This window comes from Actinomycetospora sp. (assembly GCF_055612215.1).
In genome coordinates, this window is record NZ_JBVPVA010000406.1 from 1 (window position 1) to 6,952 (window position 6,952).

Sequence of the window (6,952 nt, forward strand, 5' to 3'; positions counted from 1 at the left end):
TCCTCGTGGTACTTCAGGACCGCACCGAGCGAGGCCGCGGCGGTGTCGCGGTCGAGGCTGCGGGCGCCGAGCAGGTGCAGCGCCTGCGCCCAGTCGATCGCCTCGGCGACACCGGGTGGCTTGAGCAGGTCGGCGTCGCGCAGCCGCCTGGTCGCCGCCGCCACCTCGCGGGTCAGCTGCTCGCTCACCTCGGGCAGCCGCCGCTGCAGGATCGCCACCTCCCGCTCGAAGGACGGGTGCGGCATCCAGTGGTAGAGGCAGCGCCGCTTCAACGCGTCGTGCAGCTCGCGGGTGCGGTTGGAGGTGAGGACGACCAGCGGCGGCGTCTCCGCCCGCACCACCCCGATCTCGGGGATCGTCACCGAGTTCTCCGCGAGCACCTCGAGCAGGAACGCCTCGAACTCGTCGTCGGCGCGGTCGACCTCGTCGACGAGCAGCACGCACGGCGAGGTCTGCAGCGCCTGGAGCACCGGCCGGGCGAGGAGGAACCGGCGGTCGTAGAGGGAGGCCTCGACCGCGTCGGCGTCGAGCGCCTCCCCGGCCGCGGTCGCCGTCGCCTCGACGGTGCGCAGGTGCAGCAGCTGGCGGGGGAAGTCCCAGTCGTAGAGGGCCTGCGACGCGTCGATGCCCTCGTGGCACTGCAGCCGCACCAGCGGCGCGCCGAGCACCTCGGCGAGGGCCAGGGCGAGCGCCGTCTTGCCGGTCCCGGGCTCGCCCTCGCAGAACAGCGGACGCCCCATGCGCAGGGCGAGGAACGCCGCCGCGGCGAGTCCGGAGTCGGCGAGGTACCCGGTGCGCTCGAGGGCGGCGGCGACGACGTCAGGCCCGGTCAGATCGGTGGCAGCGGTCACGAGTCCATCGTCCCCCAGCACGGATCACCCGGCCACCACACGGGGGTGCACTACCTCACGACGCTGTGTCGTACGACGCAGAAAACCGTGTCGGAACGGTGACGCCCGCGACATTCCGTGGCTGGATGACATTCGTGTGACATCCCGGGCAACCCCGACGGCCGACGCACTGAGTAGGAAGAACGAGCCCGACACGCCCGGGACTGCTCCGAACGCCGAGATCGTCCCCGGATCGGGACCGGGTTGAAACCCTGCGTGTGCTCCGTACCGTTCGACGGCGGCCGTGACGAACACGGTCCGAACTGCCCCGGGGCCGCCGCGCCCGCCGCCTGTCCAGCGGTCCCGGGAGACCCCACACGAGAGGTGCGGACCGGACAGGCGGGAGCAGGACGGGGCCGGCACACCCGAGGGTGTGCCCGGTGGAGAGACCGCGTGGAACCGGTCGACGACCCACTGGGGAGCGACGCTCCCGACCCGATCCTGGTGGGGCGCGGTGCGAGCGAGAGGTCATGCTTCGTAGTACCGATGAGTCACTGGCGCGCGCCCTCACCCGGCGGGCGGCCCAGCTGACGCTGGTCGGCGCGCTCGCGGCCACCCCGCTGGCGCTCGCCAGCGGGACGGCCTCGGCGACCGACTGGGACGCCATCGCCCAGTGCGAGAGCAGCGGCAACTGGAACACCAACACGGGCAACGGGTTCGGCGGTGGGCTGCAGTTCACCGACTCGACCTGGCACGCCTACGGCGGCTCGGGCTCGCCCGAGAGCGCCAGCCGCGAGGAGCAGATCCAGGTGGCCGAGAAGGTCAAGGCCGGTCAGGGCATGGGCGCCTGGCCGGTGTGCTCCAAGAAGGCCGGCGAGACGTCGAGCTCGTCCGGTTCGAGCTCGTCCGGCTCCAAGAAGTCCGGTTCGAGCTCGTCGGGTTCGAGCTCGTCCGGCTCGGGCTCGTCCGGCTCGACGAAGTCGGCCCAGACGGCGCCGGTGGAGGCCACCGCGGCCTCGACCACGCCGAAGACGGGTTCCTACACCGTCACCTCCGGCGACACGCTCTCCGAGATCGCCGCCGCGCACGGCACGACCGCGCAGTCGGTCGCGCAGCGCAACGGCATCGCGAACCCGGATGCCATCACCCCGGGGCAGCAGCTCGCGATGAGCTGATCTCCCCGCCCGCACCGCGTGGCCCGGGCCCCCGAACGGGGGTCCGGGCCGCGGCGTCGGTGCGGTCGCCCTCAGGGGCAGTTGACCCATTCCTCGGAGCCGTCGGCGAACTCCTGGCGCTTCCACACCGGCAGCTGCCGCTTGACCTCGTCGACCAGCTCGCTGCACGCGTCGAACGCCTCGCGGCGGTGCTCGCCCGCGACCGCACAGGCCAGCGCGACGTCCCCGATCGCGAGCGCCCCGACCCGGTGCGACACGGCCACGGCGGTGACGCCGGGGTGCCGGCCCGCGACCTCGGCGGCGACCCGCTCGACGACCGCGCCCGCACTCGGGTGGCCCTCGTAGTCCAGGGCGTGCACGGACCGGCCGTGGTCGTGGTCGCGCACGATGCCCGAGAACGTCACGACGGCGCCGCTGCGGGGCCCGTCGACGAGCGCCGCGTGCTCGGACACGTCGAGCGGCTCCTCCCCGACGGCGGCCCGCAGCACGACGGCGCCGGTGGTCGAGCTCGTGCTCACTGGTGGTCCCCTCCCTGGATCTGGTCGACGGCGTGGTCGAGCACGTCCTCGAGCACGCCCAGACCGTCGCGCACCCCGCCCGGCGACCCGGGGAGGTTCACCACCAGGGTGCGCCCCGCGACCCCGGCCACGCCACGGGACAGCACGCTCGTCGGGACCTTGTCGGCCCCGGCCGCGCGCACCGCGTCGGCGAGCCCGGGCACCTCGTAGTCGAGCACCGCCCGGGTGGCCTCCGGCGTGCCGTCGGTCGGGGAGATGCCGGTGCCGCCGGTGGTGATGACGACCTGCACGCGGTCGGCGACGGCCGCCCGGAGCGCCTCGGCCACGGGCTCGCCGTCCGGCACGACGACGGGGTCGTCCACGCGGTACCCGTGCGCGCGCAACCACTCGACGATCAGCGGCCCGCCGCGGTCCGCGTACACCCCCGCCGCGGCCCGGTTCGACGCCGTCACCACGCGCGCCCGCCGCAGCGGCTCCTGGGCCCGGGGCTCGTCCACCGTCACCTCTCCCTGCGTCATCGGCCGGCGGGGCGGGTCCAGACGCCCGACCGCCCGCCCTCCTTGCGCTCCAGCCGGACGCCGTCCATCGTCGCCGCCGGGTCGAGCGCCTTGATCATGTCGTGCAGGGCGAGGCCGGCGACCGACACCGCCGTCAGCGCCTCCATCTCCACCCCGGTGCGGTCGGCGCTGCGCGCGGTCGCCTGCACCCGCACCTCCTGCTCGCCGACCTCGAGGTCCACCGTCACCCCGGCGAGCGGGATGGGGTGGCAGAGCGGGATCAGGTCGGGCGTCCGCTTGGCCCCCATGATCCCGGCGATCCGCGCGGTGGCCAGGGCGTCGCCCTTGGGCACGGTGCCGTCGCGCAGCGCCGCGCACACCTCGGGGGTGGTGCGCAGGACGCCGCTCGCGGTCGCGACTCGGCGGGTGACCTCCTTGTCCCCGACGTCGACCATCCGCGCCGCGCCGGTCTCGTCGACGTGGGTGAGGCGGCGGGCGCCCTCCGTCGTCACTCGGTCTCCGCCCCGAGCGCGCTCTCCGCCGACGCCGCCCCGACGTCGAGCGCGTCCTGGACCGACGCGGCGTCCTCGGCCTCCCGCTCGGCCTCGCTGACCCGCCGCACCGCCGCCGCGACGGCGGGGGACACCGTCGCGTCGAACACGCTGGGCACGATGAACAGCGGGTTCGGCTCGGCGACCACGTCGGCGATCGCGGCCGACGCGGCCAGCAGCATCCCGTCGGTGATGCCGCGGGCCTGGGCGTCGAGCAGCCCGCGGAAGATGCCCGGGAACGCGAGCACGTTGTTGATCTGGTTGGGGTAGTCGGACCGGCCGGTGGCGACGATCGCCGCGTGGTGCTGGGCGACGCCGGGGTCGATCTCCGGGTCGGGATTGGCGAGCGCGAAGACGATCGCGTCGTCGGCCATGCCCTTGACGTCCTCGGCGTGCAGCAGGTTCGGCGCCGACACCCCGATGAAGACGTCGGCGTCGGGCAACGCATCGTGCACGTCGCCGGTGCGCTCCTCGTGGTTGGTCTGCTCGGCCACCCAGCGCAGCGAGTCGTGCAGGCCGGGACGGTGGCGGTGGATGATCCCCTCGACGTCGACCGCCAGGATGTCGGCGGGCCGGAGCGGCAGCAGCAGCCGGATGATGGCCGAGCCGGCCGCCCCGACGCCGCACACCACGATCCGGCAGTCCTCCGCGCGCTTCCCCACCACGCGCAGGGCGTTGCGCAGCGCGCCCAGCACGACGACGGCCGTGCCGTGCTGGTCGTCGTGGAAGACCGGGATGTCGAGCGAGGACCGCAGCCGGGCCTCGATCTCGAAGCAGCGCGGGGCCGCGATGTCCTCGAGGTTGATGCCGCCGTAGGCGGGCGCGAGGACCTCGACGGTGCGGATGATCTCCTCGGTGTCCTGGGTGTCGAGGGCCACCGGCCAGGCGTCCACCCCGGCGAAGCGCTTGAACAGCGCCGCCTTCCCCTCCATCACCGGCATCGCCGCGGCGGCGCCGAGGTTGCCCAGCCCGAGCACGGCGGACCCGTCGGTCACGACGGCGACGGTGTTGCGCTTGATCGTCAGCCGACGCGCGTCGTCGGGGCGCTTCGCGATCGCCTGGCACACCCGCGCGACGCCCGGGGTGTAGGCGCGGGAGAGGTCCTCGCGGGTGCGCAGCCCGACCTTCGGGGTGACCTCGATCTTCCCGCCGAGGTGCACCAGGAACGTCCGGTCGGAGACGTTGCGGACCTTGACCCCGTCGAGGACGTCGAGCGCCTCGGTGATCTCCTCGGCGTGCCGCTCGGAGAGGGCGTTGCAGGAGATGTCGACGATGATCGCCTCGGCGCGCGACTCCACCACGTCGAACGCGGTCATGACCCCACCGACGCGCCCGACGGCGACCGCGAGGTCACCCGCCGCCGTGGCGCTGGGGGGCGCCTCCACGCGTGCGGTGATGGCGTAACCCGGACCCGGGACCGCCACGCTGCTCACCCCTCCCGGTCGTTCCTGCTCCCGCTCACCCGGGCCAGGTCGGCCGGGGTGTCGACGTCGTCGCGGGTCGCGACGTCGCCCACCTCGACGGGCCGGACGTCGTCGCGACCCGCAAGGTAACCCCGCGCCCCGACATCGTCGTGCGCGGCCGCCGCGACCCCGGCGAGGTGCTCCGCCCCCAGGACGACCGGGTGGCCCGGCCGGCCGTCGTAGGCGCCCCGCACGAGCCCGTCGCGGGTCGCGGCGGCGGCCACCCGGGCGAGGGCGGCCGGCCCGATGCCGGGGGTGTCGACGAGGAGCACGAGCACCGCGTCGACGTCGGCCGGCCCGGCGAGCGCTGCGAGTCCCGCGAGGCCCGCCCGCAGCGAGGCCCCCATGCCGTCGGCCCAGTCGTCGGCCACGACGACCGTCGCCTCCGGATCGGCGGCCTCGGCGGCGGGCCGGGCCCGGTCGGCGTGCGCGCCGAGCACGACCACGCGGGGGTCGAGCCCGCCGTCGCGCAGCGCCCGGAGCCCGCGGGCCACCAGCGGCTCGCCGTCGAGCTCGACGAGCGCCTTCGGCCCGCCCATGCGGCGGCCGGCCCCCGCGGCGAGCAGGAGGCCGGCGACGCGCACTAGCGGTTGATCTCCGTGACGGGGTGCTGGTAGTCGAGCTGGTCGGCCGGCAGCGGGAACTCGGTCTCACCGAACGGCGAGGCCGCGCCCTGGGTCGGCGCCATCAGCTCGGTGACGGGGTGACCGCCGTCGACCTCCGGCCACCACGGGTCCTGCCGCGGCGTGACGTCCTCGCCCTCGCTCTGCGCTGCCACCGGTTCCTCCTGGTCGACCTCGACACGGCCCTGCTCACTGCGGTCCCCAGTCTGCCGCACCCGCCGCCCACCCGGCGACCCGCCGACTACGCTGGTCGCGATGTCCGCCCGACCCGGGACCCTGCTCGACCACCTCCGCGCCCAGGACGACGAGACCCTGGGCGCCCTGCTGCGCGCGCGCCCGGACCTGGCTCTGCCCGCCCCCGCCGACACCGGCGTCGTCGCCACCCGGGCCGGGGTCCGCACCTCGGTCGGGCGGGCCCTCGAGGAGCTCGACGCGCTGCACCTCGCCGTCGTGGACGCCCTGCTCGTCGCCGGTGCCGACCAGGACCCGGTGCCCCCGGAGGCCGTGCTGGGTCTGCTCGGGTCCGACGTGCCCCCCGCCGCCGGCCGCGCCGCGCTGGACCGGCTGCGCGCGCTCGCGCTCGTCTGGGACGTGGGCGGTGCCGGCACCCTCGACGCCGGTGAGGACCCCGGGATCCGGGCCGTGCCCGCGCTGCGCGACGCCGCCCGCCGCCATCCCGCCGGCCTCGGCCGACCGGCCCCCGAAGGTTCAGTGCTGCGCACCGAGGCCCCGGCCGCCGTCGTCGCCGCCCTCCCCGAGGACCAGCGGGCCGTCGTCGACGCGCTCGACCGCGACGGCCCGGTCGGGCGCAGCCGGGCCCGCGACGGCGACGACAACCCGGTCGCCCGCCTGCTCGCCGCGGGGATTCTGCGCCGGGTCGACGACGAGACCGTGGAGCTGACCCGCGAGGCCGGGCTCGCCCTGCGCGGCGACCACCCGCTCGGGCCGATCGTCGCGTCCGACCCGATGCCGACCCCGACGCAGCACGACCCGGGGACCGTCGACGCCACCGCCGCCGGCGAGGCGCTCGAGACGATCCGCCGCGCCGAGGGCGTCGTCGCCGCGTGGTCGGCCTCCCCGCCGACGGTGCTGCGCTCGGGCGGGCTCGGCGTGCGGGACCTGCGCCGCCTGGCGAAGGACCTCGAGATCGACGAGACCGCGGCCGGGCTGCTGGTCGAGACGCTCGCCGCCGCGTCGCTCGTGGCGGTCAGCGAGGACACCGACGCGGTGTGGTGCCCGACGACGACCGCCGACCGCTGGCTCGCCGCCCCGCCGGAGACGCAGTGGGTCACCCT

General features: G+C 75.6%; 8 protein-coding genes and 1 pseudogene. 2 read left to right on the forward strand and 7 right to left on the reverse strand.

Annotated elements, in window-relative coordinates:
* The coding region (locus AC0CYZ_RS11485; RefSeq protein ID WP_472215368.1) for an AAA family ATPase at positions 1-851 on the reverse strand (851 nt) is incomplete at its 3' end.
* Positions 852-1,360: 509 nt separating this feature from the next.
* Between AC0CYZ_RS11485 and AC0CYZ_RS11490 the strand changes: the two genes are divergently transcribed.
* Positions 1,361-2,005 (forward strand): transglycosylase family protein, encoded by a 645-nt coding sequence (locus AC0CYZ_RS11490; protein WP_472215370.1) that lies wholly within the window; start codon positions 1,361-1,363, stop codon positions 2,003-2,005.
* Between the two features lie 71 nt (positions 2,006-2,076).
* Here the strand turns inward: AC0CYZ_RS11490 and AC0CYZ_RS11495 are convergent, their stop codons facing one another.
* The 6 genes from AC0CYZ_RS11495 to AC0CYZ_RS11520 are packed head-to-tail and all read right to left on the reverse strand — an operon-like array spanning position 2,077 to position 5,812.
* On the reverse strand, positions 2,077-2,523 hold the full coding sequence (locus AC0CYZ_RS11495) for a molybdenum cofactor biosynthesis protein MoaE (RefSeq protein ID WP_472215372.1): 447 nt from the start codon (positions 2,521-2,523) through the stop codon (positions 2,077-2,079).
* Positions 2,520-3,020, reverse strand: coding sequence for a MogA/MoaB family molybdenum cofactor biosynthesis protein (locus tag AC0CYZ_RS11500; RefSeq protein ID WP_472215374.1), 501 nt, complete (start codon positions 3,018-3,020; stop codon positions 2,520-2,522). Before AC0CYZ_RS11500 ends, AC0CYZ_RS11495 begins: the two co-directional genes overlap by 4 nt.
* Before the next feature lie 17 nt (positions 3,021-3,037).
* The gene (gene moaC, locus AC0CYZ_RS11505; protein ID WP_472215376.1) at positions 3,038-3,532 is read right to left on the reverse strand and encodes a cyclic pyranopterin monophosphate synthase MoaC; all 495 of its coding nucleotides are present in this window, start codon (positions 3,530-3,532) and stop codon (positions 3,038-3,040) included.
* Positions 3,529-4,995: an NAD-dependent malic enzyme gene (locus AC0CYZ_RS11510; protein WP_472215382.1), complete on the reverse strand. Its 1,467-nt coding sequence runs from the start codon at positions 4,993-4,995 to the stop codon at positions 3,529-3,531. The genes moaC and AC0CYZ_RS11510 overlap by 4 nt, the downstream gene beginning before the upstream one ends.
* Positions 4,996-5,000: 5 nt before the next feature.
* On the reverse strand, positions 5,001-5,618 hold the full coding sequence (locus tag AC0CYZ_RS11515; RefSeq protein ID WP_472215378.1) for a nucleotidyltransferase family protein: 618 nt from the start codon (positions 5,616-5,618) through the stop codon (positions 5,001-5,003).
* Positions 5,618-5,812 (reverse strand): hypothetical protein, encoded by a 195-nt coding sequence (locus AC0CYZ_RS11520; protein ID WP_472215380.1) that lies wholly within the window; start codon positions 5,810-5,812, stop codon positions 5,618-5,620. The genes AC0CYZ_RS11515 and AC0CYZ_RS11520 overlap by 1 nt, the downstream gene beginning before the upstream one ends.
* A gap of 100 nt (positions 5,813-5,912) precedes the next feature.
* Here AC0CYZ_RS11520 and AC0CYZ_RS11525 point away from each other — a divergent pair.
* Positions 5,913-6,952, forward strand: a pseudogene (locus tag AC0CYZ_RS11525) (helicase-associated domain-containing protein); the annotation flags it as partial.